Origin of the sequence: Arthrobacter sp. EpRS71, assembly GCF_001512285.1 — a bacterium.
In the GTDB taxonomy this organism is placed as follows: Bacteria; Actinomycetota; Actinomycetes; order Actinomycetales; family Micrococcaceae; genus Arthrobacter.
The window spans coordinates 82,004-105,914 of record NZ_LNUV01000001.1 but is presented as its reverse complement, the minus strand read 5'-3'; the positions used below and the strand labels follow the sequence as shown (position 1 = coordinate 105,914).

The following is a 23,911-nucleotide window of genomic DNA, read 5'->3' as shown; positions in this document are numbered from 1 at the left end:
CACCCCACATCGACCCCCAACAAACACCCCGACGCAACCACCACCACACACCCCAGAGAACATAGAAAACACAAAGAACATCGCCCGTGCCCGCCACGTAAACAGGGCTGCCTGGGACGGACCGTTTGATGCCGTGGGTTAGTGCGATGTGCCGCCTTGCTGCTGCGAGTGGCGTACTGGTTCTGGGGACTATCAAAGGCGAAGGGGATAGGGTTCCGGGGGGCACCAAAGGCGAAGGGGACGGCACAGGTTCCAGGTCCTACCGAATGCGAAGGGACGGCCCGGGGTTCCGGGGTCAAACTCCTGCTCGCCAGCTACCCGTCTGGTGCTACTTGCCGTCGCCGACGCGCGACCCAGCAACCCTCAGTCAGCGCGAACAGCGACCCGTCCGCAGCACTACCGTGAGGTCGGCCAGCCTGTGTACGACTCCGCCAGGTACGCCTTGGCGTGCTCTGACGTCACCACGGAGTGAAGCTCGCCGAGCTGGCGGGCTCGGTCGAAGTCGTCGGCGCCAGGAACAGTGTGCAGCATGGACGTCATCCAGTACGAGAAGTGCTGAGCCTTCCATACACGGTCCAGGGCGCGGTCGCTGTAGGAATCGAGCAGCGCAGTGGAGCCGTTTGAGTAGAAGGAATCCAGACCCTCGAACAGCACCTTCACGTCGTGAATGGCCAGGTTGAGGCCCTTGGCACCGGTTGGCGGAACTGTGTGCGCAGCATCGCCCGCGAGGAAGAGGTTGCCGTGTCGCATGGGGGTGTGCACGAAGCTGCGGAACGGCAGGACCATCTTCTCCAGGACAGGTCCTTCCTTGAGTTCAAACCCGTTGCCGTTGACGCGCTTGCGGAACTCGGTCCAGATGCGTTCGTCGTCCCAGTCGGCCACGTTCTCCTTGGGGTCGCACTGGAAGTACATGCGTTGTACGGTTTCGGTGCGCTGGCTGATCAGGGCAAAACCGTTCTCGGAGTTGGCGTAGATGAGTTCGTCAGCGCTGCGCGGAGCTTCAGCGAGGATGCCGAACCATGCGAACGGGTATTCGTGGAAGTACCATTTCCGGTTGGCTTCGGGGATCTGGAAGCGGCAGTGGCTGCGCGACCCGTCGGCACCTACCAGGAAGTCGGCCTGAATTTCGAACTCTTGGCCCTCCGCGTCGGTAAACCAGACTTTGGGCTTGCCTTCGAGGTCGTGCACGGTGGTGTCCGTGACGCTGTACCGGACGTCACCGCCGTCGGCTTCCCGCTTGGCTGCGAGATCCATGAAGACGTCGGTCTGCGGGTAGAGCCACACTGATTCGCCAACGAGTTCCTTGAAGTTGATGCGGTGGCTTTCGCCGTTGAAGCGCAACTCAATGCCGTCGTGCCGGTCGCCTTCGCGCAGGACCCTGTCGGAGACGCCGGAATCCACCAGGAGGTTCACGGTTCCGTGCTCCAAAATGCCTGCCCGGACCGTTTCTTGGATGTCTTTACGGCTGCGGATTTCGACCACCACGGATTCAATGCCCTGCTTGGCCAACAGGTGGGAAAGCATGAGTCCGGCGGGGCCCGCGCCCATGATGGCGACTTGGGTGGTTATTGGTGTGCGTGCCATGGTTGTCCTCGCTTCGTTGCGGATCCCGGCTTGCAAACGAAGCGGGATGAATCTGACATCAGTGTGGCCCGCAAGGCGTGATTGGCGTTACATAGATTCCGTTGAACGGAAGTCGGACTCTAGTCGCCGAGCTGACGCCCGATGCCCCGGGCCGCCGTTTGAAGCGCGGGCACCAGCGCCTGAAGCCGCATCTCCGCTAACGGCACAACCACTCCGAGCGCCGCCACGGTCCGACGCTTGCTGTTGATCACCGGCACGGCAATTCCCCACGTATCCGGGTCCACCACGCCAGCCAGTTGCGCGTACCCCTGCTGCGCCGCTTCAGCCAGAAGATGACGTACGACGCCGGCAGTTACCTTTCCGGACGAATCGGCGAACTGTTCGAGGTACTCCGCCTGCAGTTCACGCGATTGGTGTGCCATCAGGGCAAGTCCTGCGGATGAGATGTGGACCGGCATGCGCCCGGCAATCCTCGCGCGGTTGGCTACTGACCCCCGCCGGGAAAGCCGCTCCACAAAGAGTGCTTCCCATCCGTCCAGCACAGCCAGGTTCACATTCTGGTTGAGGACTTGCTGGATGTCTTCCATGAAGGGCATCGCCGCCTGCCTGAGTGCCAGAGTGGGCGAATTCCGGTTGACGAGCTCCCACAGACGCAGTCCCAGGCGGACGGTCCCGCCGGCGCCAAGATCCAGGAGTCCATGCTCGGAGAGTTGCCGGACCAGCCGGTGGGCTGATGACAGCGGGAGCCCCGAGCGGTCCGCCAACTCGCTCAACTGCAGCGAGGTGGTACCTTCCGGAAAGGCTTCGATGACCCTCACCACGCGGTCCACCACAGAATCGCCTGATGCCGAGTTGGCCATGGCGTGCTCCCTTGATTCCTGGTTACTGTGTCATCAGTGCTGATGCTTCGTTGCTCTGAATGAGCGCTGATGCTTGGCACTGGTCCCGGTTGACCAACTGACGCTGCACCGGGCGCCTTCCATATCATCAGCTTCCGTTCAATGGTAGAACGTGTGCCAAGCAACATTGTGCGGTGATACAACTCTCTTAACCGACCGACCGACCGTTCTGTGGTCGGGAGTCCCCATAAGACCCATGCGAGAAGTACCGAGGACGCTATGCCAACGATGCCATCTGCCCGCCGCTCCCAATGGCCTGTCTGGCTCTGCTGGCTGGCCATGGTGCTGGACGGCTTCGACCTCGTGGTGCTGGGCACCGTCATCCCAACACTTATCAAGACCGGGGAGCTGGGTTTTGACGCGTTCGGGGCAACCTTCGCCGCCACCATTTCCTTGGTGGGCGTGGGCCTTGGGGCACTCTTTATCGCGCCCCTCTCGGACAAGTTCGGACGCCGCAAACTGCTGATCGCCTGCGTCGGAAGCTTCTCACTGTTCACCATCGGGGTTGCCTTTGCCCCGAACGTGGCAGTCTTCTCCCTGCTTCGCATGCTGGCCGGGCTCGGCTTGGGCGCCTGCCTCCCCGCCGCTTTGGCGTACATCAACGACTACGCTCCAGCCGGATCAGCCGGCAAGTCCACCACCCGGACTATGACCGGCTATCACGTGGGCGCCGTAGCAACAGCACTTCTGGCAATTTTCATCGTTCCAAACTGGCGACTCATGTTCGTCATAGGCGGCGTTGCCGGGCTGGCCCTCCTGCCCTTCCTGTGGGCCAAACTCCCGGAATCACTCCCTGAGGTTGCCCCCGCCAAGGCTGGCTCGGCAGAAGCCGGCAATCGAAAGGTGACCGAACCCGCGAACGCGACCAACGCCGTCGGGAGTTCAACGGCCACCAAACCAAAGACAGGCTTCCGTGACCTCTTGCAGAAGCCGTATCCCAAAGTTGCCGTGGGGATTGGCATCGCCTCTTTCATGGGGCTGCTGCTGGTCTACGGCCTGAACACGTGGCTGCCGCAACTGATGGCCGCGGCCGGGTACCCCGTCAGCACCGGGCTTACCCTGCTGCTGGTGCTGAACCTCGGTGCCGTTGCGGGCCTCTTCCTTGCCGGAATCCTTGCAGACAAACACGGGACCAAAAAGATCGTGCTCATGTGGTTCGGGTTGTCCGCCGTGTTCCTGGCGATTCTGAGCGTCAAGATCCAGAACGAGTTCCTGCTCAACGCTGCCGTGTTCGTCACCGGCGTCTTCGTCTTCAGCTCACAGGTGCTGGTCTACGCCTGGGTCAGCCAGCTCTTCCCGCCCCGCCTCCGTGGGACCGCGCTGGGATTCGCAGCGGGGGTGGGCAGGCTCGGCGCGATCGTCGGGCCCGCAGTGACGGGGACTTTGGTTGCCGCGAACATCGCCTACCCTGCCGGCTTCTACGTGTTCGCCGCCGCCGGGCTGTTGGCCGTAGCCGCGCTGTTCCTCGTGCCGCATGCGGTCAAGACGGCCGATGCCGGAGTGCCGATAGAGCAGTAGACGCCAAGGGAGCGCTTCATCGGCGCTGGATTCCAAATGCCGGGTACTAAAGCCGGGTACTAAATAGGAGTCCGCCGCCCTGTGCAGAGCGACTCCCGTGCTTTCCCCAACAACTGAGGCCCTGCAGCAAAGCAGCGGTCCGTGGAGTTTTGAAGAGCCGGGAATGCCCGGATGGCGGAGTCGAAGTGGTCTTCCCGGATCATCCGTTCGATGGCGCGGCACTGGTCCTCTGTCTCCAAGGCTCCCACCATGGCCGAGGAAATCTTGAGGCTCAGGATAGCGTCCATACTGGCATCGGCGTTGTGCCCGCACAGACCGCTGGAGATCCTGAGCATCCGGTACGGCAGCATGGACAGGTAGTCGGCGAGAAATTCGAGCACCGGCGCTGAGTCTCCCAACTCGTCAGCCAAATCCTGAAGGCGGCACGGTTCCAGCACAGTAGCCTCGATCGTGGGGCCATGATCCTCACTCACCGCTTGCGGCCTGGGGAGCTGCGGCGCCTTCCGACGCTGTTTTGGTGGGGTCTTTGGTCCAGATGGAGGCGAGCATTCCGATGACCAGGATGGCGGGTGCACCGTACATGAGGGTGTTCATGACGATGGGTTCGCGGAGGGTTCGGATGGCGTTGCCCACGTGGGGGATGGTGGCGATGTGCTTGTCCACTGTTTCGCCTTGGAGGGTGGCGATCCAGGGGTCGATGCCGTTGTTGGCGTCGCCTTTGGTTTGGACTGCGATGCCGCCGTCGGCGGTGGTGGTGATTTCGGTGATGCGGTGGGTTTCCACCCGCTGGTCTTCGACGGGGATGTGGTAGGTGATGATGTCGCCTACTTTGGCGTCGGCGATGGGGGTGGGGACGGTGACGACGACGTCTCCCGGGTTGATCAGTGGCGCCATGGAACCGGTGAGCATGGTGGAGGTTTGGTAGCCCAGGGTCCGCGGCCCGATGGCCAGGAACAGGAACACCACTGCGCCCATGATCAGCAGGCCCACCCCGATGCCACTAACCACTTTGCCGGCAACCCTGCGGAATGAGCTGGTCGTTGCAGAAGTGGCCGCTGCGGGCTGCTTCACAGCGGCGGCGTTCATTGCAGGAGCATTCGTTTCAGATCCGTTAGATCCAACTGCGGTGGCAACAGCCGCTGGAATGACGACGGCGGCACTAGCCGCCCGGGCGGAACGCCGGCCGTGGACTGCGGGTTCGTTGATGCTGGTGGTGATAGTGCTCATGATCTGGCGTTCCTTCCTTATGGGGCGGGCAGCTTGTTGGGGTGAAGCTGCGGAGTTATTTGGGAAAATACCGGCGGACCTGATCGGGCAGGGGGGGCGCCCGACCAGGCCCGGCGGGGCTTGGGGTGTTGCTGCGCTGACGTGCTGGTTCAGCGCTTACTTGGTGGTTTCGGTGCGTTGGGTGCCGGTGAAGGCGAAGGCGATGGTGGAGGTGGCGCCTTGGAAGTCGTTGTTCGCGGTGGTGGGGAACGTGGTGGTGACTTTGAGGTTGTCGGTTTTGGTCGAGGTCAAGGAGGTGAGGTTGGCCAGGGCTTTGTTCGCTGCGATCACGGGTCCGGAGGCCAGGACGGTGCTGCGGGTGCCGGTGCAGTTGTAGGGTGCGGTGGTGCCGGTCCAGGCAACACTGCAGTTTTCGATGGTCAGTTGCAGGCCGTTGGTGACGTCGGTGGTGAGCAGGGAGCTGGTGGCGCCGGCGGAGGTGGTGAGGGTGATGTTGTTCAGGTCCGAGTTGCCGGTGTTGGCCAGGGTGACGAGTTTTTCGACCTTGTCGCCGGGCAGCAGGCCTGCGACGGGGACGTTGAGGGTGTTGGCCGGTCCGGGTGCGCCCAGGGCGATGGTGACGGTGCCTGCGGTGACTGCCTGGGAGGCGGAGGTGGAGGAGGTGAAGGCGCCGTAGGTTCCCATGCCGGCGACGGCGGCTGCGGTGCCGACCAGTGCGACCGAAGCGAGGATCTTGCCGGTGGTGGTTTTGAGGCTGATGGCCATGGGGATCGGTGTCCTTTCGGGAGGCCACCGTGAGACCGGCCGGCCGTTTCTTTCAGCCTGTGTGGCTGACAAGAACTACTGTGCCGGGCCCGGATCAAGAACGAATCCTGTGTACCGTCAACACTTCCTCAGGAAAACCTCAAGACTCCCGCAGGCCAATCGAGCAAGCCAACCGAGCGGTCCCCTCAAGACTCCCGCAGGCCAATCGAGCAGTTTCCGAGCAAGCGAACCGAGCGATTCGGAAAGCCCTTCAGCCCCCATGTGCAACACTTCATGATGCACATGCACGGCCGATGGAAGGGCGGAACAAATGCCAATGTGGTTACAGGCCTTGACGTGGGGAACGCTGGCCGGCGGTGCTTTGGTCCTCGGGGCGGGCATAGCCTGGATCTGGAAAGTGCCGCCCAAACTCGTGTCCACGGTGATGGCTTTCGGTGCCGGCGTTTTGATCTCGGCGCTGGCGTTCGAACTGGTTGATGAAGCGGTGGAGGGCGGCGGGCTGCTCCCCACTATCTTGGGTTTCCTCTTGGGCGCCGTGATCTTTGTGGGCTCCAACGCCCTGCTGGCCACGGCCGGAGCCAAGCATCGGAAACGTTCGGGAGGCGCTCAGCCTTCAGAGAAGGACTCCCCCGGAAGCGGCACGGCCATCGCAGTAGGTGCCCTCATTGACGGCATTCCGGAATCAGTGGTCCTTGGCGTTGGCCTCCTCGCCGGTGGAGCAGTGAGTCCGGCCATGCTTGCTGCCGTCTTCATTTCAAACGTCCCGGAGGGTCTGTCCAGCACAGCAGGGATGAAGAAGGCCGGGCGCAGCCCAGCCTACGTCTTTGGTACATGGGCCGGCATTGCAGTGTTCAGCGGGCTTGCCGCACTGCTGGGATACACCGCATTGGAGAACGCTCCAGAGAGCGTGATTGCGTTCATCACCGCCATTGCCGCGGGCGGGATCCTGGCCATGCTTGCCGACACCATGATCCCCGAGGCTTTCGAGGAACACCACAACCTGACCGGGCTAACGGCCGCCGTGGGCTTCCTGAGCGCGTTCACCATTCATCACGTGGGCGGCTGACTCCGCCGAGTCCACAGTTAATGGCCCGAGTTCACAGTTGATCGCCATGGACGAGCCCACTAAGGCAGCAGCCGAAGCACTGGTAAGGCAACCGCCGTCGAGATTGCCATGGCGGCTGTGTTGCCGATCACCGGATGGAAGCCGGCTGGCAGCCGCGCGGAAATTACCCTGGCCAGAGGGGGCGCGAGGACGGCGCCCATCACGGCCCCACCGATCATTCCCTGCCAGGAGCCGTCGTATGCGAGGACTGCCGCTGGAGCAACCGACACCACGGATGCGTAAGTGGCCGCCCACCCGCCGTCGCGGTACCAGCCCCGCCAGAGCGTGACCCCAATGGCCGAGGTCAACGCTTGGGCAAACAATATGTGCGGCAGCAGGCCCGTCCCGTACGACGGCAGTCCCGGGTTGAGGACACATGCCGCGGCAACCGCCAGGATCAGACAGGCCCCGGCGAGTTCGTTGGCGAAAAAGTGTGTTTCCGTGAAGTCCTTGAGTACCCGGCGCGCGGCCCAGGCGGCGTCGGCCGCGATGTTTCGGTTGAGGCCCGACGGCGGCCGTTCGGCTTGCGTCGCCGGGCGCACCAGCCGGGCCTCCCGCAAGACGAGCCACGGCAGCCGCCGGGCGATCAGGAACGAGATGACCGAGCCCACTGACATTGCGAGCACGCTTGCCACCACGGGCGGCAGGCCCAGGGGTGCGGAGAGGGCAGGGATGAACAGCAACGCCAACGGTGTGGTGGTGGCTGCCCCCAGGACCGCGCCGGTGATGCAGCTCTTCCACCCCGCCCCGTAGAGAAGGACCATGGCGGGAGCAACGCAGACGAACGGCACGAACGTGGGCTGCCACCCGTCGTCGAGCGCCCAACCGAACACCAGGTTGGACAGCATCAAACTTAGCGATGCGGACGCCAGGACCCAGGGCCACAGCCCCGAACTGTAGCTGAGTGTGCCTGCCCACTTGGCGCCTCGTCGTCCTAACCACCACGCGGCCGCGGCGCCTGCGAGGAGTCCGATCGCGGCGAGATCGGACTTGTAGAACAGGGGCTCGGTCATGTCGCCGAGGAACCAGCGCAGGGCGGCAAGAGGGGAATCAATGGTCTCGTTCGCCCAGCCTGCGTATCCAGGACCCACTCGTGGAGAGTGCTGCGCAAGCATGTGGAGGAGAAGTGCGAAAATGCCAACAACGCCCGCTACGCCAAACGATCCCAGGGCAGTACCCGCGGCGGAGCGTTCGAGCGAAGGTTCCGGCTGATTTTCCCAACGAATTTCCGACTGAATTCCCTGCTGCTTTTCCGAATGCGAAATGGCGTTGTCGGCTGCGAAAGAGTGCGTCATTGGTGGCCCTATGCGTGCGGAGTGTCGTGGCTCTGAGCAGCTTAACTGACCTCCGGATAGCGCCCGCAGCCGCGGCGCTGCGGGGGATTTGTGACCGACGAGCGGGTACTTCCACAGGCAACCCACGAGGCGGAACCCCAACAACCCACGCTCACCCTTAGTGGGTGATCTTTCTATCCAATCGTCACCGATCCCCCCAAGGGACGCGCGCTTGGGCGCAGGCGAATCGAGAATGGAGTTGTGGTCCCGCCCGGGCCGAACGAACGATGGGAAAGACACCATGAGCTTTTTGGAATCGTTGTGGAGCATCATTGTTGCATTTTTCTTCATTGCATATTTAATTCTTCTCTTTCAGATCATTTCCGATCTTCTCCGCGATAAAGCCCTGAGCGGAGGCATCAAGGCATTGTGGATCCTGTGCCTGTTCGTAGCCCCCTTTATTTCCGCCTTGATCTACGTCATCATGCGTGGGAAAGGCATGGCTCTGCGTGGTGAGATGCGGGTTCGGGAATCTGTTGAGGAGGCGGAGAACTACATCCGCGAAGTCGCCGGAGCCCAAACGCCCACACAGCAAATCGAAGCGGCCAAAGCGCTGCTTGCTGCTGGCGATATTAACGAAGCCGAGTACGCTCGCCTCAAAGAGATCGCTTTGGCCTGATCCGGGCTGCGGTACGCCATTCACGTACGGCCGAAAGGGACCGCATGACGCGATTGAAGGCATTCCCGCTCCTGGAAGGCGGACCGTTTAGATTCGGGCTCATCGCGGCGCTCGGTGTACTGGTTGCCCTGGCTTTGGGGTCAGCAGTCATCACGCTGCGGTATTCGCTGACCTTGATCTTTGCCGCGCTGTTTATCTCCCTGGGCCTCTATCCCTTGGTTCGTTGGCTGGAACGCTGGAAACTTTCCCGCGGTGGCGCGGTTTTGGCCGTAGCAGTTGGCTTCCTGGTGGTGGTAGCCGTGCTGATCCGCTTTATTGTTCCGATTCTGGTGGAAGAGGGCGCCGCGCTCATTCGGGTGCTTCCCTCCAGTTTCGACGCCGTGGGAGACCAGGAGTGGTTCCGGGATTTCAACGGTTCGCTGGGTGGTGCGTTGACCCCGCTGCTGGAATGGTTGGAAACCTCGGCCGCGGATCCTAACGTGTGGCTCGCTATTGGCGGCGGTGCGGTGCAAGTGGGCTACAACGTGGTGAATGGCGCCTTTGCAGTGGTGTTCGTAGTAGTCCTGACGCTTTACTTTGTGGCCGGCCATGAGGTCATGAAATCGAGCCTTTATGCACTGATTCCGGCTTCACGAAGGGAATCATTTGCGGACATTTCCGAAATAATTATTGCTTCAGTGGGGAAATACCTCAGTGGCATGTCAATTCTTGCCTTGTTCAACGCGGTCTTCACATTTATTGTTCTTTCTGTTGCCGGGGTGAGGTACGCCGCAGTGCTCGCGGTGCTGGCATTCCCCATCACCCTCATACCCTTAGTGGGCAGCGCGATCAGCACCGCAATCATCACCGTTGTTTCGCTTTTCACGTCTCCGGCAACAGCGGTGGTGGTTTTCCTCGTGATGCTGGTCTACATGCAGGTGGAGGCCTACATTCTGACTCCCCGGGTGGTGGGGAAAGCGATCAGCATCCCCGGCTCCCTGGTCCTCATTGGGGCCATGGTGGGCGGGACGCTCCTGGGGCTGCTCGGGGCGCTGATAGCGTGCCCCACCACAGCCTCGATTCTGCTGATCATCAAAAAAGTGGTCATACCGCAGCAGAACGCCAAGTAGCGCGGCATGCAAGAACTGCTGCGTAGTTTCCAAGAACTACTGCACGACGCCGATGCTGTGGCCTTGATCTTGTTGGCGCTCCACATCGTGCTCGGATCAATCGCCGCAGTGATGGTCTCAGCCAACAGGCGGCCGTCCTCAGCCATTGCCTGGGTGTTGGCGATCATCTTCATCCCGTACCTGGGAATGGTGGCATTCCTGCTGGTGGGCCGTGGCAAACTTCCCAAAGCCAGGCGGGAGAAGCAGCACGCCGTCAACGAGCTCATGCTGGCAAGGACGCCCGGCCTCTCAGCTGTGAGCCACAGTGAGGACTGGCCCGCCTGGCTGCGATCCGCCGTCGAACTTAATCTCAGGCTTGGCGCGCTGCCCATGGTGGGCGGCAACCGGGCCGAATTACTGGAGGACTACAAGGGATGTTTTGATCGCATGATCGAGGACATCGACGCCGCCACGGAGTACGTGCACGTGGAGTTCTACATTTTTGCGTTGGACCACACCACGGAGCCGTTCTTTGATGCCATGGCCAGGGCTTGCCGTCGGGGTGTAGCGGTCCGGGTTCTTTTCGACCATTTGGCAGCGGTCCGCGATCCCACGTACAAGGACATGCTGCGGTCCTTTGACGGGATGGGCGCCGAATGGCATGCCATGCTCCCCTTGCGTCCCTTCAAAGGGCAATGGCAGCGCCCGGACCTGCGCAACCACCGCAAGCTGATGGTGGTGGACGGCAGGGTGGGTTACACGGGCTCGCAGAACCTCATTGATGCGTCGTACAACAAGAAAAGCAACATCAAACGGGGTCTCCAATGGCACGAATTGATGGTGCGGCTGGAAGGTCCGGTGGTTCGGGAGCTGGACGCAGTGTTCGTCACTGATTGGTACAGCGAATCCGAGATCCTGCTGCCACTGGACACATCCCCCGTGGTCCTTGGCTCCGCGCCCGAACTCATCGACGCCCAGGTCCTTCCCAGCGGCCCCAGCTTCGACAATGACAACAACCTCAAGCTCTACACCACGCTGATCTACAAGGCCGAGCATCGCGTCAGCATTACCAGCCCCTACTTCGTCCCGGACGAGGCCATCCAACTGGCCATCATCACCGCGGCCTCCCGCGGCCTCAGCGTGGAACTCTTTGTCTCGGAAGTGGGCGACCAAGCCATGGTCTACCACGCACAGCGTTCCTATTACGAGGTATTGCTGCGGGCCGGCGTACGGATCTACCTGTACAAAGCCCCGCAAGTTCTGCACGCCAAGCACTTCACCGTGGACTACGACGTCGCTGTGATCGGTTCGAGCAACATGGACGTCCGTTCCTTCAGCCTCAACATGGAAGTCTCCGTGCTGGTCCACGGACGCTCCATAGTGGACCAAATGCGCGCAGTGGAAGACAGTTACCGCGCCGCCAGCACCGAGTTGCTGCTGGAAGACTGGCTTCGGCGGCCTGTTGGCCACGTGGCCCTGGACAATCTGGCACGGCTGACGTCTTCGCTTCAGTAGCTCCTCGTACGCTTCAGTTTCTTCTCACGCGCAGGTAGCGCAGCGGGGCCAAGTCAGTCATCCAACTGCAGATACCAGGCCACTCCGGCGCTGATTGCCCGGCCCAGCAGCAGTGAGATCGCTATGGCCATGACCACTGCGAACTCAGTGGACAGTCCCGGCAGCAGCCCGGAGAGGGCGCCAATGCCCACGGAGTACGCGGACCAGAGGATGCCTGCAGCCACTGAATACAGGAGGAACCGTCCACGCGGAACCGGGGTGATGGCACTGGCAACGTTCATGGTCAGCCGCCCCATCGGAACAAACCTGGATGTCAGGACCCACGAGGCTACGTGCTTGGCCAACCGCTCCCGGGAGGCGTGCAGGGCTTTTTGGGTGCGGGGACCCTGGAGTATCTTCCAGTTGGCCATATCCCGGCGGCGGACCAGTTCGTAGGCGCCCACGTCCCCGGCCACGGCCCCGGCGAGCATGGCTGCCACCAACAGGAAGCCGTTGGGAAGGTTATCCGTGGCTGAGAGTGCGCCCAGCGCCACAAACAATGACGTCGTGGGAATTGGCGGGAAGATGGCCGAGAACGCAACAAAAATTGCTCCCAACGGGTAGACCCACCCGGAGTCCGCGGCACTCACGATGTCCTTGAAAGCCTGCATGGTGAAACCCCTCTCCCGGGCCTCGTCCAAGCGTCTCATGGCCGCCACATTCATCCTGACCTCCTGTGACCGCCACGCGGATCGCCTTTACCGGGTGAATCCTCGATGCCCCGCCCCTACACTGAAGGTGTGGACGACCAAGGTGGTACCCGCCCGGACCTCTTGAGCCTGAAGCCAACTCCGGTCTCGCGGCCGCCCTTGGACCTGCTGGCTCGCTCCCGACTCATGGCCAAGCTTGACTGCGCGGCCGATACCGTCTTGATCTGCGCCCCTGCCGGGTATGGAAAAACGGTGCTCCTGACCCAATGGTTGGAAGGCCAGCCGCATAACGTTGCATGGCTCAGCCCCGACCAACACAACAGGAACTCGCTGTGGCCCGCCCTGTTGCAGGCGCTTCGGCGATGCCCTGCGGTTGCACCGGGCATTTTGGAGCGGTTTTCCGGAACCGAAATCAGTGCCGCGGAAGTGCTGGGAGATCTCGCCCAAGTATTGGCTGCAACCGGCACCACCATTCGGCTGGTGATCGACGGCGTGGACGGCTTCGCTCCGGCTGAACGCGATTACTGGATTCCAGCCCTGCTCAACCACACGGGCCAGCCCCTTCAACTGGCGTTGGCTTTCCGGGACAACTCTGCCGTTGACCCGGGACCTGCCCGCTTGAGCGGACGCTTGGTTGAGTTACGCACCAAAGATTTGGCCTTCACCCTGGATGACATCAATGTGCTGGCAGCGAAGACCACCACGCTGATGGGGATGCAGCAACAGCGTGAGCTTTTCAGGCAGACCGCGGGGTGGCCGGCCTGTGTTGTCCTCGCCTTGCGTTATCTGCGCGAAGCCGCCCATCCCGACGCCCCTTTGGGGGACCTTGCCGCCAACAATCGGCAGCTCTCCGATTACCTGGACCAGCAGATCTTCCGTGCACTTTCCTATGAGGAGCGGCATGTCCTGTCCAGCACCAGCGTGTGCCGGGTGGTGGTCGCCGCGCAGGCAAACACTCTTGCAGGCAACAGGAACGCCGGAGGCGTTCTCTCCGGCTTGGCCGATGACCGCGGAATCGTGGAGTCGGCAGGCAGCGGGCGGAATGTCTTCCTGGTTCACCCCCTCATCCGTGCGTATTTCCGGGCTGGCCTGGCCCGGAAGCAGCCGGACGAGCTACTCCGCCTCAGCCGGATCGCAGCGCAGTGGCATGAGCGTGTCGGCGAGCCCGCTGCGGCCCTCAGGCACGCCATGGACTCCGAAGACAACCACCTGATCGGCGGCATCCTTGAACGGCACGGCGCGGCGCTCTTGGGATCGGGCGAAGTCATCAATGTCCGCCGGGCCATCACGGCTTTGCCCGATGCCCTCTTCGCTGGGAGCCCGAAACTCTGCGTGGTTGCCGCACTGGCATACGTGGAAAGCCGTCAGCCCACCACCGCTACCCGCTATATGGCAGCGGCAAACCGTAGCCGGGTTGATGATTCACCCGCCGAGCTCCACGAATTGCAGGCGTTGGCGACAGCACGCCTTTCCTGGTTCAGCGACGGGTGGGAGGGGCAGGACCCGCGGTCCACCGTGGACCACGCTGCGCTCCGATTTTCGAGGCAAAGCAATGTTCGCATCGAGGCGAGGATGGTGTCGGTAACCGCCGCCTTGGTGGAGGGCAGGTATGGAACTGCCGAGAACGAGGCGTCCGCGGCCCTGATCGAAGCCACGGAGGCAGGCAACGCCTACCTGGCCGGCAAGGTGTATCTCAAACTTGCCGCGATTCACTCAATGCAGGGTCATCTTCGCCGCGCCTGTGAGGCTCTGCGCCTTGCGGAGGAAAAGCTGCCGTCACACCTGTGGACGGCCGGAGCCGGCAGGTCCGTTGGAGCCCTGATGCATGCCGCGGCTGGGCTTCTCCGTGCTGACCCGGCTGAGGCCCTGTTGTTTGCCGGAGCGGGTCTTTCGGATCTCGGACAACTCGGTTCTTCCTCCAAAGGAGTCGGAGCTGCCTTGCGAACCACGTTGGAAATAGTCAACGCATGCGCGCAATTGGATTCCGGGGACAGGCGTCATGCCTTGGAAGGCCTGCGGCAAGCCAGGCTCCGCATCAGCAGGGATCATGTCTTTGCCCACCCGCTGGCCGCATGCGTCGCGGTGCTCGAGCACACAGCTGCACTGGGGCTTGGCCATCCTGATCACGCCCGCGACGTTTTGGAATGGGCTGAGGAACGTCTTCCAGGAACGGGTGAACTTTGCCTTCTGCGCGCCCAGGGACCGGCCGGGATCAGTCGCTTCGACGCCGCCCTCGACCGCCTCAAGCCCCTGCACACCGGCGCGGTGAAGCCAGTTCTGGAATGGACCCGGCTTCATGTGAGCGTCCTGGAATGTTCCATCGCCATCCGGACGGGACGGCGGACCCTGGCGGGTAAGCTCCTGGAGGAAGCCCTCGCTACAGCCGACGAGCTGGATGTTCTCCGACCCCTGGCAATCGCGCCCCAAGAAGTGATGGATCTTCTGGTGGAACGGGCGGGCGCCTGCGGACCCCATGAAGCACTTGTCCAGCGCCTGCTTGCTTTGCGACCTCCCATCGATGCCCGGCGAGCGCAGTCGTTGACTCCTCGGGAGCGCGAGGTCCTCACTCTTCTTCCTTCGCACTTGTCGCAGGAGCAGATGGCCGCGGAACTCCACTTGTCCGTGAACACGGTGAAGACCCACATTCGCATTATCTATTCCAAGCTCGGGGCCGGTTCCCGGCACGATGCGGTGGCAGCGGCTTACAAGACCGGATATTTACCCTAGCCGTGACCTCGATAAACGCCCATCACTCACCTGTTTGGGGTGACCCTCCGCCGCGAACCCGGATCTAGTCTGAAAGAATGCTGGCAAAAGATCCTACGGGTTGCCGAAGGCACTCATGACAGACGTCACTGTCACGTTGCTGGTGCTCGTCGTGGTCGTTGCTGCGTTCGTGTGGAACCGCCTGCCAGTAGAAGTGGTGGCGCTGGGTGCGGCCCTGGCCTTGTACGGGACAGGCATTGTGGGTTTGGACGACACGTTCGCCGGTTTCGGAAGCGGGACCGTGGTGTTGATCGCTGCGTTGTTCGTGGTGGCGGAGGCCATTGATGCCGCGGGCGTTACTACGTGGTTGGGAAGCCTGCTGATCAGGTTTTCGGGGACGAGCCGAACCCGGCTGATGGTGTTGATGATGGTCCTCACGGCTTTGCTGACGGCCCTCATCAGCGTCAATGGGGCCGTGGCCGCGTTGCTTCCCATGGTGGTGGTGCTGGCGGTCCGGCTTGGTCGGCGGCCTTCGGAGCTTCTGATGCCCATGGCCTTCGCTGCACATGCGGGGTCCTTGTTGATCCTGACCGGCTCACCGGTGAACATCCTCATTCTGAACGCGGCGCTGGAAACCACCGGAACAGGGATCGGTTTCTTCGAGTTCGGCCTGGTAGGGCTTCCCCTGTTATTGGGAACCATCGGCCTGACGCTGTGGCTGGGGCCCAGGCTTTTACCTGCCAGGACCCCGGAAGCACTCCCGAAGGATCTGGGCTCCCATGGTGAGACGCTCATGAACCATTACTTGGGTGGCGATGGGCTGAGCCGGCTCAGCATTCCGGCCGGTTCGGCTTTAGTGGGCCAGCCGGTGGCGTGCCTTCAGGACGAGCACGACGGCGGCCATCTCCACCTCATCAGCGTGCAGGGGTCGGACGGCAAGCCGTCCGGGAACACCGTGTTTGAACAGGGCGATGAGATTGTGGTGCGCGGTGGTCAGCCGACCATTGACGCCTTGGCGGCCCGGCATGGCCTGAAACAGGACGACGACGACGCTACGTGCGGTCTCATCAGCAGCAGCTACGGAGTGGCCGAAGTGGTGGTTCCGCCCCGGTCGAACCTCGTTGGCACGGAGGCTTTCCCCGGCATGGTGACGGACAGCGGCCATCTGGTGGTGTTGGCTCATCACCATCCGGGGGAACCGGCATCGTCCGGACGGACTCTCATCACCGCCGGTGACAGGCTGCTGCTCCAAGGAACCTGGTCGGCCCTCGACCAGCACACCGTGGATCACAACGTCTTGCTGGTGGACTCGCCGGACACCATCCGCAGGCAGACCGTCCCGCTGGGGCCGCGTGCCACCCCGGCGCTGATCGTGGTCGGCGTCATGGTGATCCTGTTGGCCACCAACTTGGTTCCCGCGCCGGTGGCCGCCCTCCTGGCTGCGCTGGCCATGGTGGTACTCCGCGTGGTGACTGTTCAGCAGGCCCACCGCTCCATGGCATGGACCACCCTCATCCTGGTGGCAGGGATGATCCCGTTGTCCACCGCGATCACGGCCACGGGCACCGCAGAGATTCTGGCTGAGGGCATGGTCTCGGTGGTAGGAGGTGGCGGACCTTTGTTGCTGCTGGTGGGACTCTTCGTGGTCACCGCCGTTCTGGGGCAGTTGATCAGCAACACCGCCACGGCACTGATCATCATCCCCATCGCCCTCTCGGTGGCCCAGGAATCATCCATTAACCCTTACGCCGTGCTGATGTGCGTTTCGGTGGCATCCTCGGCTGCCTTGCTGACGCCGGTGGCCACTCCGGCCAACATGATGATCATGCAGCCTGCGGGTTATCGCTTCGGTGATTACTGGAAGTTCGGGCTGGCCATCATGGCCCTCTACGCTGCGGTGGCCATTTTGCTGGTCCCGGTCTTCTGGCCGCTCCAGAACCAGTAACCAAGAAACCCATGTAACCAACAGAGCACACCAGGAGCACACCATGGCCAGTGACCACACCACTACAGAAACCCCACCACCCGCCAAGGCGGCTTCATGGCTGCCCCTGATCGTGGTGGTCCTCACCCAGATCCAGGCATCGTTCGCAGTGAACGCCTTGACGGTTTCCATGCAGGGCATCACCACCGACCTGGACACCGCAGCAACATCCGTGGGCACTGCCATCACTGCCGGAACGTTTTCGATGGCGGCTTTCATCCTGTTGGGAGCGAAGTTGGGCGCCCGGTTCGGAACGCGCAAGGTGTTCCAGATCGCCGTCGCCATCCATGCGGCCGCCATGGCGGGTGTGGCACTGAGCCTCAGCCCTGCAATGTTGTTCATAGCCCAGGCTTCTTCGGGTGCTGTCATTGCACTGATAGCACCCGCCCTCACAGTCTTTATCGCCACCAATTACAAGGACCAGCAGCAGGCCAAGGCCATCGGCCTCCTGGCCGCTGCCATCCCGGCGGCTGGTGTCCTGGCCCTCCTGATTGCCGGGTGGTTCGCAACCACCATCGGCTGGCGCTACTCGTTTGGCCTCATGGTGGTCCTCGGCGCCATCAACCTGCTGCTGAGCTTCAAGCTCAAGACCGTCCCGGCGCAACCCCTGTTGAAGATCGACTGGACCGGCTCGATCATCGCGGCCGTGGCCGTCATCCTGCTGAGCTTCGGATTCAGTGGATTGTCCGCCTGGGGTACCTGGTTCGCCACCAGCCAGGCACCCTTCGACATCCTGGGACTCTCGCCCGCGCCGCTCCTGATCCTTCTCGGAGCAATAGCCGGGCAGCTGTTCTTCATGTGGATCCGGAAACGTCAGGATGCCAAACTGCCGCGCATCTTTGACCTCAGGGTTCTCGCCTCAAGCTCCGAGCTCGCGGTCACTGCCTGCATGGCCATCATGCTGTTCGTCGGGACGGCCGCGAACTTCCTGATCCCCCTGTACATGCAGATCGTGCAGGGACGGTCCAGCATTGAGACCTCGTTCTCGATCATCCCCTACACCTTGTCCATCTTCCTCGCGAGCACCTTTGTGGCGTTCCTCTACGACAAATTCCCGCCACGGGTCATCGCCCAAGGCGGCTTCGTTGTAGTGGCTGGCGCGCTGGTCCTGCTCGCCTTCACCATCCGCAACGACTGGGGCCAGCTCTTTGTGGTGCTCGGCCTGATCCTGCTGGGGCTCGGCCAAGGTGCAATCGTCGCACTGGTGTTCAACACGCTGCTCAGCGCGGTTCCGCGCGAGTTGGCCGGCGACGTCGGTGCCTGGCGCGGGTTGGTCCACAACCTCTCCGGCAGTGTGGGCATCGCGGTAGCGAGCGCGTTCACCGTCGGGATGCTCTCCTCGCTCATCGCCAGCGGCGCCGCCGCGCATCCGGAAGTATCCCAGGAGTTGATTTACAAGGTGAACGTCAATGAGGCCGATTTCCTGACGAACGCCCAAGTGGAAGGGGTTATCGGCGATCGGGTGAGCAGCCCCTCAGAGCTGGCGGCCGCGATCGACGTCAACGAGGAAGCGCGGCTCCGCGCCCTGCAGATCTCTCTCCTTGGACTGTCCGGGCTTGCCTTGCTGGCGATTGTCCCGGCAGGCCGTATGCCTGGCCGGATGAAGGGCGACCTGCCTGAGCAACTTGAACCGGACGATCCGGACGCCATTCCGGAACCGTCCGCAACCCGGGCATCCACAGCGGTACCTACAACAACAGAACGGGCGAAACGGTGAACCACGAACCTTACAAACTGATCCCTGAAAGTTTTACGGCTGTCCCGTCCCTTGAGGGTGAAGAACCTGCGCTGCGTTTCGTGGACGGTTTCGGTCAGCTCGATGCTATCGGCGTGCTGGTCCCCTCCGAAGGTGACGTCCCGGCGTCGGTCGGACTGCACCGGGAAACGCTGGAGAGTGCGGGCTTTGACGGCAAACCCGGAACCACACTGCAGTTGGCCAATGCCTCGGGCACGCTGGTGGTTGCCGTCGGTGGCGGCAAGCCGGGCTCGCTGGACGCTGATGGCTGGCGCAAAGCTGCTGCGGCTTTGGTCCGCGCCACCCAGCGTCACGCCCGGATTGGGTTCGAGCTTTCCGATACTGCGGGGATCGACGCCGAACACTTGGGTCAGGTTCTGTCGGAGGGGGTCCTGCTGGCGCGCTACAGCTACGAAACGCTCAAAAGCAAGAGCGAACTGAAAGCACTGCGCGAGGTGCAGTTCCTGGCCCCGGACATAGACCCAGCGGCAGCGGATCGGGGCCTGACCACGGGGCGGGTGAAAGTGCGGGCCACCACCATAGCCCGCGATTTGTGCAACGCACCGCCCAGCCACCTCACGGCCGCGGGTTTGGGTGAGGTGTCCCGGGAACTCGGCAAACGGTTCGGTTTCACAGCGGAGGAGTTCACCAAGGAACAACTCATCGACCTCCGGTGCGGCGGCCTCCTCGGCGTGAACGCCGGCAGCGCCCAGGAACCCCGCATGATCAAACTCAGCTACCAGCCCGACGGCACCCCCACCGGCCACCTCGGCTTGGTGGGCAAGGGCATCATGTACGATTCCGGCGGCGTCAGCCTCAAACCCAGCGACCCCATGCACCTGCTCATGAAAATGGACATGGGCGGGGCGGCAGCAGTTCTTGCCGTCTTCACCGCCCTCCGCGATCTGGGCTGCAAGGCCGCCGTTACCGGCTTCCTGATGTGCACGGACAACATGCCCTCCGGCTCGGCATACAAGTTGGGCGACGTCCTCACCACCCGCAGCGGCCTCACCATTGAAGTGAAGAATACCGACGCCGAAGGTCGCCTGGTGATGTGCGATGCCCTGACGTTGGCGGTGGAGGACGAGGTGGACGGGATTGTTGATATAGCCACCCTCACCGGCGCTGCCCTCATGTCCTTGGGGCAACTCACCGCCCCGGTGTTCGGGAACGATCAACGCCTGGTGGACCGCGTGCTTGAGTCCGGCGGCCGTGCTGACGAGCAGGTGTGGCAACTACCTTTGGAACGGGCCTACCGTCCCCAACTGGATTCCGATGTTGCCGACATCTCCAATCTGGGCGGACCCTACGCGGGTTCCACCACGGCCGCGTTGTTTCTGGCCGAGTTCGTGGGGGACACTCCCTGGGCCCATATCGACATTGCCGGCACCATGCAATCCGATAAGGACGACGCATGGCGAAGCAAGGGGGCCACAGGATTCGGCACCCGCCTTCTGATCGATCTGGCCCTCGGCTTCTCACGGCCCTGACTGCACGGGGTCCTTGCTGCCCGGAGCTCTGCCTTCCCGGGCCCTGCCTGCAAACAACAAAGAGGCCCCCACGCTGCAGAACTGCAGAGTGGGGGCCTCTTGTGTTGGGGGCAGTTACGCCTTCTTGCGCGTGACCAGTCCCCAGATGATGAGGACCAGCAGTGCGCCACCGATGGCAAGCAGCCAGGTGGAGAGCGACCAGAACTCGTTGATGCCCACCTTGAAGAGTGCGCTGCCAATCCAGCCACCCAGGACGGCGCCCACAATGCCGAGGAGGATGGTGGTGATCCAGCCGCCACCCTGCTTACCCGGCATGATGGCCTTGGCAATGGCGCCGGCAATCAAACCCAAAATGATCCAACCGATGATTCCCATTTTTCATTCTCTCTTTCATAAAGGAGGCCCCAGTTCGGCATGATGACGCATGCCGCTATCTGCCTGATTGTTGGCTACCAGCTGAGCCGTCGGAGCATACCGACGGCTTGGCCGGCAGACGGCCTGCCGGCCGGATGGGGGTCTGTCATGGCATGAAGCACCATGGACCAGCGCCGCCGCACCGTGCCGGGAATTCGGGGTTCCCCGAGAGTCCTTGCCACCATGGACTCCAGGGGAGGGCCTGGGAACGCTTTGGTTCCGGTCAGGCATTCGAGGGCAACCAGGCCCAGTGAGTAGATGTCGCTGGCTGGTGTGGACGTTCCGCCGCACACCTCTTCGGGGCTGAGGTAATGCGGGGTGCCCGAGGAAGAGTTGGGCGCCGAGTGCCGTCCGTTGAGAGCAATTCCGAAGTCTGCCAGCTTCGCGATTCCAAGCCCCTGCGGGTCCGAGTCGAAGTCCACGAGGATGTTGCCGGGCTTGATGTCGTTGTGAACAATTCCCCTGCGATGAACGTGGGCCAAGGCCCGGGCAACATCGGTCATCCACGCAGCCGTTTGTTCCATCGAAGCAGGACTGTCCTGCATGATCCACCGCAGGTCCTTGCCGCCCACCAGCTCCATCACCACGTAATTGCGGCTTCCGTGGCTGTGGCCAGCGGCTGGGCCAGCAGAGTCTCTGATGGCTTCGTTATCTCCATAGCGTCCCGAGTTCAGAACCCTGACGATGTTCTTGTGCCTCAGGCGTCCGTGGATGTCGAGTTCCCTCCGGCAAGGGGCGTTGTCCGTGGAGTCGGTTGACCTGAAAATCTTGACCGCCACCGCCCTGCCGGTTTCCAGGTCCCAGGCCTCGTTGACGTACGCCTCCGAGCCGCCGCCCAGTTGGGCGCCAAGCCGGTAGCGGCCTCCAAGCACCACATCCGGTTCGCTGGCGTTTTCCCGCGGAGCTGTGGTCCCACGTTCAGTTGCAGGCCCGCGTTCAGTTGCGGCCCCACGTTCAGCTGCAGCCCCACGTTCAGTGCAGACGGCCCCGCGATCAGCGCGGACGGCCGCCCGTCCAAGGAGCGTCATTGAAGGAGCGAGTCGATTTCGGTGCCCGGGACTCCGGTCACCTCGGCCAGAGCGCGAGGGTCGACACCGGCGTCGACCGCTTTTTTGAAGGCCAGTTCCAGGGTGTTCTGGGCAATTTCCAGTTCGTGCTGCAGGCTCTGGCGGCGGAGCGCCGCGATCCATACGCCACTCACGGGATCCAGGGCGTCGATGTCCATTCGGAAGCCGCACCCGCAGGCCCACTCTGGCCAGATCGGTTCCACCGAGACCCACTGCATGGCGTCGTAGGATGGGCCGGCGGAGATGGCCATATGGGAACCGCAGTGGACGGGCCCCTGGGGAATAACCTGTTCCGTGACAATGTCCACGGTGTTTTCAGCCACTGGTGTGGAGCTAGGTTCACGCAGCGCGACTGTCATCGTTCTCTCCCACACATTCACTAGTAAGTAGCTTGGCTATCTAGTTATATGTGTACTTACTACTTAAAGTCCAGTCCGGATTACGTGGCCACGCTGTCAACCGCTCCGCGCATACGCCTGAGGAAGTCCACCACCACTGCCGATTCCTCGGGATTAAGGGTCTCCGCAACCTCCATCATCCGGGTGTGCATATCGCCCAAAGTGCTGCGGACCTCCTGGTCCGACCCCGGGGTGGGCTTGAGGATCAGTGCTCGCCGATCAGTAGGATGCGGCTCACGGGTGACATATCCGGACCTGACCAGCCGGTCAACCAATGACGTCATGGAAGCGGAGGTCATCCCCAGCCGCACCGTCAGCTCCTTGGGCCCAACGTCCCTTCCCGCGCGCTCAGCCTCCAGCAGATACCGCAGAGCCACGAGGTCCGTCTCGCCCATGCCCATGGCAGCTTGGGTTCGCCGCCGCATGTCGGCTTCGGCCGAGCGGTAGTCCCTGAGGGCATTCAGGACGTCCACGGCGCCCATCTGTTTGCGGCTTTCCAGCCCGTACCAATAGCCCTGACGTTCACTTTTGTCGCTCATCACCAGTCCTTTGGTAGACATGTATCTCGCTTGTCTAACCAATCGATACTAGGTGATTTGTTCCCACAGTGCTGACAGCCTCAGCTCGACGTGACGCTATTCACTCGGTTCAGCTGCCCGCAAGCGCCGCCAAACAGCCGGAGCCACCACCACCGCGACGCCGACGGCGGCACCAATGACGGTCTCGATGATGCGGTCCCGCAGCAGCAAAGCAGGATCCACCGGTGCCGCCAACAGCGTGGCTATCAAGGCCAGCGGCGTCACGAAAACCTGGGCCACCAAGTACTGGCGCGCAATGAACATTTCCGCACCGAACTGGCATGCGGCAATGACCAAGACCATGGCCCACGGCGCCGGATTCAGCCACAGAATGCCTGCCAGCAGGACCAGCCCCACCACCGTTCCGGCGATCCTTTGGATTCCACGGCTCACCCTGTGCCTGGTGGAGTGTCCCACCAGCGGAACCACAGCCGCCACCATGGCCCAGTAGGTGTGCCCGAAACCGAGCCGCTCCCCCACCAACGTTGCGATGGTTCCTGCCAAACCGGCAGCCACCAGGTAGCCGCCGCCTTCGAGCCAAATAGCCCGGCGCTCAGCTGCGGTGTGACGGATGGGCGGCGGCCGCTTCCACGGTGTTCTGTGGCTTTTGAGCAAGCGCGATGACATACCGATCAGCAGGCAAAAGACCGTGGTCCCCACCGCTACCGCCATGGCTTCCCAGAGAGGAGGCTGCGCGGCGATCGAGGCAATGGCAGCGAACGCAAAAATGTGAAAGAGCGAGCCGCCAGGACGGAGCCTCCACGCTGCCACCACCACGGAGCACCCGCCAGCTACAAGAGTGGTGGCAGCCGTAAGGAGCCACGAATAAGCTGCACCGTCGATGCCTCCGGCCTGAGCCAGACGGGCCATGACCGTGGCCAAAAGAATAATGAAAAGCATGAAGCCGCCAGCACGCAACTGGCTCCGGAAACGAACACTGTGAGGCTCATTCCGGCCATAAATTCCGGTGAACGCACCGAACGACGCAAACACGGCCAGATCCAGCCGCCCCAGCAGCGTCAACGTAATCAGCGGAACAAACACACCTACAGCGCAGCGGAGTGCGGGATGGTGGTCCTTGTTTCCGGGACCCATCGTGAACAATTCCGCTACAGCCTTCAAGTGGCAGCTCGCCTTTCGTCGCAAGATCAAACGTACGACGGCGGCACTGGCGTCCGCTTCAAGGTTACGCCCGG

Annotated in this window: 21 protein-coding genes; 9 read left to right on the top strand and 12 right to left on the bottom strand. The window is 62.5% G+C overall.

Features of this window, described 5'->3' with window-relative positions:
* Positions 1–396: 396 nt before the first annotated feature.
* Both AR689_RS00510 and AR689_RS00505 read right to left on the bottom strand, forming a co-directional pair.
* A complete protein-coding gene (locus AR689_RS00510; RefSeq protein ID WP_062065263.1) occupies positions 397–1,584 on the bottom strand; it encodes a 4-hydroxybenzoate 3-monooxygenase in 1,188 nt (395 codons plus the stop codon).
* A gap of 119 nt (positions 1,585–1,703) precedes the next feature.
* Positions 1,704–2,444 carry an IclR family transcriptional regulator gene (locus AR689_RS00505; RefSeq protein WP_062065260.1) on the bottom strand — a complete coding sequence of 247 codons (741 nt, stop codon included), beginning with the start codon at positions 2,442–2,444 and terminating at the stop codon, positions 1,704–1,706.
* A 258-nt stretch (positions 2,445–2,702) separates the two neighbouring features.
* Here AR689_RS00505 and AR689_RS00500 point away from each other — a divergent pair, with 258 nt between their 5' ends.
* Positions 2,703–4,001, top strand: a complete 1,299-nt coding sequence (locus AR689_RS00500) for an MFS transporter (RefSeq protein ID WP_062065257.1) — start codon at positions 2,703–2,705, stop codon at positions 3,999–4,001.
* Between the two features lie 59 nt (positions 4,002–4,060).
* Here AR689_RS00500 and AR689_RS00495 read toward each other — a convergent pair whose 3' ends face one another.
* From AR689_RS00495 to AR689_RS00485, 3 genes are all read right to left on the bottom strand, one after another.
* Positions 4,061–4,474 (bottom strand): Hpt domain-containing protein, encoded by a 414-nt coding sequence (locus AR689_RS00495; RefSeq protein WP_062065253.1) that lies wholly within the window; start codon positions 4,472–4,474, stop codon positions 4,061–4,063.
* Positions 4,467–5,228 carry a signal peptidase I gene (locus tag AR689_RS00490; RefSeq protein ID WP_062065251.1) on the bottom strand — a complete coding sequence of 254 codons (762 nt, stop codon included), beginning with the start codon at positions 5,226–5,228 and terminating at the stop codon, positions 4,467–4,469. Before AR689_RS00490 ends, AR689_RS00495 begins: the two co-directional genes overlap by 8 nt.
* 156 nt (positions 5,229–5,384) lie before the next feature.
* Positions 5,385–5,993, bottom strand: coding sequence for a TasA family protein (locus AR689_RS00485; protein ID WP_062065249.1), 609 nt, complete (start codon positions 5,991–5,993; stop codon positions 5,385–5,387).
* A 310-nt stretch (positions 5,994–6,303) separates the two neighbouring features.
* On the opposite strand from AR689_RS00485, the gene AR689_RS00480 reads away from it, so the two are divergent.
* On the top strand, positions 6,304–7,059 hold the full coding sequence (locus AR689_RS00480) for a ZIP family metal transporter (RefSeq protein ID WP_062065246.1): 756 nt from the start codon (positions 6,304–6,306) through the stop codon (positions 7,057–7,059).
* 59 nt (positions 7,060–7,118) lie between these two features.
* Here AR689_RS00480 and AR689_RS00475 read toward each other — a convergent pair whose 3' ends face one another.
* Positions 7,119–8,393, bottom strand: coding sequence for a hypothetical protein (locus tag AR689_RS00475; RefSeq protein WP_062065243.1), 1,275 nt, complete (start codon positions 8,391–8,393; stop codon positions 7,119–7,121).
* A 280-nt stretch (positions 8,394–8,673) separates the two neighbouring features.
* On the opposite strand from AR689_RS00475, the gene AR689_RS00470 reads away from it, so the two are divergent.
* From AR689_RS00470 to cls, 3 genes are read left to right on the top strand one after another with little or no spacing between them, the layout of a single operon-like run.
* On the top strand, positions 8,674–9,051 hold the full coding sequence (locus AR689_RS00470; protein WP_062066051.1) for a hypothetical protein: 378 nt from the start codon (positions 8,674–8,676) through the stop codon (positions 9,049–9,051).
* A 44-nt stretch (positions 9,052–9,095) separates the two neighbouring features.
* On the top strand, positions 9,096–10,160 hold the full coding sequence (locus AR689_RS00465) for an AI-2E family transporter (protein WP_062065240.1): 1,065 nt from the start codon (positions 9,096–9,098) through the stop codon (positions 10,158–10,160).
* 6 nt (positions 10,161–10,166) lie between these two features.
* Complete coding sequence (gene cls, locus AR689_RS00460; protein ID WP_062065237.1) at positions 10,167–11,654, top strand: cardiolipin synthase; 1,488 nt, start codon at positions 10,167–10,169, stop codon at positions 11,652–11,654.
* 53 nt (positions 11,655–11,707) lie between these two features.
* Here the strand turns inward: cls and AR689_RS00455 are convergent, their stop codons facing one another.
* Positions 11,708–12,343 carry a DedA family protein gene (locus AR689_RS00455; protein WP_231745385.1) on the bottom strand — a complete coding sequence of 212 codons (636 nt, stop codon included), beginning with the start codon at positions 12,341–12,343 and terminating at the stop codon, positions 11,708–11,710.
* A 66-nt stretch (positions 12,344–12,409) separates the two neighbouring features.
* On the opposite strand from AR689_RS00455, the gene AR689_RS00450 reads away from it, so the two are divergent.
* From AR689_RS00450 to AR689_RS00435, 4 genes are all read left to right on the top strand, one after another.
* Positions 12,410–15,070, top strand: a complete 2,661-nt coding sequence (locus AR689_RS00450; RefSeq protein WP_231745384.1) for a LuxR C-terminal-related transcriptional regulator — start codon at positions 12,410–12,412, stop codon at positions 15,068–15,070.
* A 115-nt stretch (positions 15,071–15,185) separates the two neighbouring features.
* On the top strand, positions 15,186–16,994 hold the full coding sequence (locus AR689_RS00445; protein WP_062065235.1) for an SLC13 family permease: 1,809 nt from the start codon (positions 15,186–15,188) through the stop codon (positions 16,992–16,994).
* A 43-nt stretch (positions 16,995–17,037) separates the two neighbouring features.
* Positions 17,038–18,750 carry an MFS transporter gene (locus tag AR689_RS00440; RefSeq protein WP_082697703.1) on the top strand — a complete coding sequence of 571 codons (1,713 nt, stop codon included), beginning with the start codon at positions 17,038–17,040 and terminating at the stop codon, positions 18,748–18,750.
* Positions 18,747–20,258 (top strand): leucyl aminopeptidase, encoded by a 1,512-nt coding sequence (locus tag AR689_RS00435; RefSeq protein ID WP_062065232.1) that lies wholly within the window; start codon positions 18,747–18,749, stop codon positions 20,256–20,258. Before AR689_RS00440 ends, AR689_RS00435 begins: the two co-directional genes overlap by 4 nt.
* Before the next feature lie 114 nt (positions 20,259–20,372).
* On the opposite strand, the gene AR689_RS00430 is transcribed toward AR689_RS00435, so the two are convergent.
* The 5 genes from AR689_RS00430 to AR689_RS00410 form a co-directional block, all read right to left on the bottom strand.
* The gene (locus AR689_RS00430; RefSeq protein ID WP_062065229.1) at positions 20,373–20,633 is read right to left on the bottom strand and encodes a GlsB/YeaQ/YmgE family stress response membrane protein; all 261 of its coding nucleotides are present in this window, start codon (positions 20,631–20,633) and stop codon (positions 20,373–20,375) included.
* Between the two features lie 74 nt (positions 20,634–20,707).
* Positions 20,708–21,700 (bottom strand): serine/threonine-protein kinase, encoded by a 993-nt coding sequence (locus AR689_RS00425; protein WP_062065226.1) that lies wholly within the window; start codon positions 21,698–21,700, stop codon positions 20,708–20,710.
* Positions 21,697–22,098, bottom strand: coding sequence for a hypothetical protein (locus tag AR689_RS00420; protein ID WP_062065223.1), 402 nt, complete (start codon positions 22,096–22,098; stop codon positions 21,697–21,699). The genes AR689_RS00425 and AR689_RS00420 overlap by 4 nt, the downstream gene beginning before the upstream one ends.
* 80 nt (positions 22,099–22,178) lie before the next feature.
* Complete coding sequence (locus AR689_RS00415) at positions 22,179–22,676, bottom strand: MarR family winged helix-turn-helix transcriptional regulator (RefSeq protein ID WP_062065220.1); 498 nt, start codon at positions 22,674–22,676, stop codon at positions 22,179–22,181.
* 96 nt (positions 22,677–22,772) lie between these two features.
* Positions 22,773–23,837: an FUSC family protein gene (locus AR689_RS00410; protein ID WP_062065217.1), complete on the bottom strand. Its 1,065-nt coding sequence runs from the start codon at positions 23,835–23,837 to the stop codon at positions 22,773–22,775.
* Between the last annotated feature and the right edge of the window lie 74 nt (positions 23,838–23,911).

Bases quoted from the DNA above. Each gene is read 5' to 3' on its own strand.
- cls (WP_062065237.1), top strand. From the start codon at position 10,167: ATGCAAGAACTGCTGCGTAGTTTCCAAGAACTACTGCACGACGCCGAT.
- AR689_RS00455 (WP_231745385.1), bottom strand. From the start codon at position 12,343: ATGAGACGCTTGGACGAGGCCCGGGAGAGGGGTTTCACCATGCAGGCT.
- AR689_RS00450 (WP_231745384.1), top strand. From the start codon at position 12,410: ATGCCCCGCCCCTACACTGAAGGTGTGGACGACCAAGGTGGTACCCGC.
- AR689_RS00440 (WP_082697703.1), top strand. From the start codon at position 17,038: ATGGCCAGTGACCACACCACTACAGAAACCCCACCACCCGCCAAGGCG.
- AR689_RS00445 (WP_062065235.1), top strand. From the start codon at position 15,186: ATGACAGACGTCACTGTCACGTTGCTGGTGCTCGTCGTGGTCGTTGCT.
- AR689_RS00475 (WP_062065243.1), bottom strand. From the start codon at position 8,393: ATGACGCACTCTTTCGCAGCCGACAACGCCATTTCGCATTCGGAAAAG.
- AR689_RS00465 (WP_062065240.1), top strand. From the start codon at position 9,096: ATGACGCGATTGAAGGCATTCCCGCTCCTGGAAGGCGGACCGTTTAGA.
- AR689_RS00430 (WP_062065229.1), bottom strand. From the start codon at position 20,633: ATGGGAATCATCGGTTGGATCATTTTGGGTTTGATTGCCGGCGCCATT.
- AR689_RS00510 (WP_062065263.1), bottom strand. From the start codon at position 1,584: ATGGCACGCACACCAATAACCACCCAAGTCGCCATCATGGGCGCGGGC.
- AR689_RS00420 (WP_062065223.1), bottom strand. From the start codon at position 22,098: ATGACAGTCGCGCTGCGTGAACCTAGCTCCACACCAGTGGCTGAAAAC.
- AR689_RS00425 (WP_062065226.1), bottom strand. From the start codon at position 21,700: ATGACGCTCCTTGGACGGGCGGCCGTCCGCGCTGATCGCGGGGCCGTC.
- AR689_RS00500 (WP_062065257.1), top strand. From the start codon at position 2,703: ATGCCAACGATGCCATCTGCCCGCCGCTCCCAATGGCCTGTCTGGCTC.
- AR689_RS00485 (WP_062065249.1), bottom strand. From the start codon at position 5,993: ATGGCCATCAGCCTCAAAACCACCACCGGCAAGATCCTCGCTTCGGTC.
- AR689_RS00470 (WP_062066051.1), top strand. From the start codon at position 8,674: ATGAGCTTTTTGGAATCGTTGTGGAGCATCATTGTTGCATTTTTCTTC.
- AR689_RS00480 (WP_062065246.1), top strand. From the start codon at position 6,304: ATGCCAATGTGGTTACAGGCCTTGACGTGGGGAACGCTGGCCGGCGGT.
- AR689_RS00490 (WP_062065251.1), bottom strand. From the start codon at position 5,228: ATGAGCACTATCACCACCAGCATCAACGAACCCGCAGTCCACGGCCGG.
- AR689_RS00505 (WP_062065260.1), bottom strand. From the start codon at position 2,444: ATGGCCAACTCGGCATCAGGCGATTCTGTGGTGGACCGCGTGGTGAGG.
- AR689_RS00415 (WP_062065220.1), bottom strand. From the start codon at position 22,676: ATGAGCGACAAAAGTGAACGTCAGGGCTATTGGTACGGGCTGGAAAGC.